The sequence below is a fragment of the Herbaspirillum sp. RV1423 genome, from assembly GCF_000577615.1.
GTDB lineage: Bacteria > Pseudomonadota > Gammaproteobacteria > Burkholderiales > Burkholderiaceae_D > Herbaspirillum.
The window spans coordinates 1-425 of the sequence record NZ_CBXX010000096.1 but is presented as its reverse complement, the minus strand read 5'-3'; the positions used below and the strand labels follow the sequence as shown (position 1 = coordinate 425).

The following is a 425-nucleotide window of genomic DNA, read 5'->3' as shown; positions in this document are numbered from 1 at the left end:
TCGGGATTCTTGTAATTGGCTAGCAATCCAGCCAGTAGTTCTTCTGGTACGTCGTGTTTCTTCTTACTCATTGTGGCTCCAGACAAGGCGACAGTTTCCTGCCAATAGTCCGTTTACACAAAATTATGTACAGGCCCATCCTTCAGCGAGGGGCGAGCCGGACGTGCAACAAGACGACGTCGACCATGATGTGGCGCTCGTAGTCGGTGAGCGTCTCACCTGCGATGAGCTTACGTGCGATCTCTTCATCCCAAGCGACATCCAACGCGAACTCCAGAAGCTCGCCTGTTAGTCGTTCGTTTCTCTTTAGTCTACGCTTCAAATGGCCACACTTGGCACTAATGGCATCCATTAAAAACTCCTCGCTGTTAGTCTTTTTCAACGGTAGCGCGAAGGTCACGGACGCTGCAAGCAATCTCATCTTG

General features: G+C 50.8%; 1 protein-coding gene. It reads right to left on the bottom strand.

Annotated elements, in window-relative coordinates; translation table 11 throughout:
* Positions 1-142: 142 nt before the first annotated feature.
* Positions 143-425, bottom strand: a 283-nt coding sequence (locus RV1423_RS28250; RefSeq protein ID WP_034303983.1) for a hypothetical protein, incomplete at its 5' end; no start/stop codon positions are given.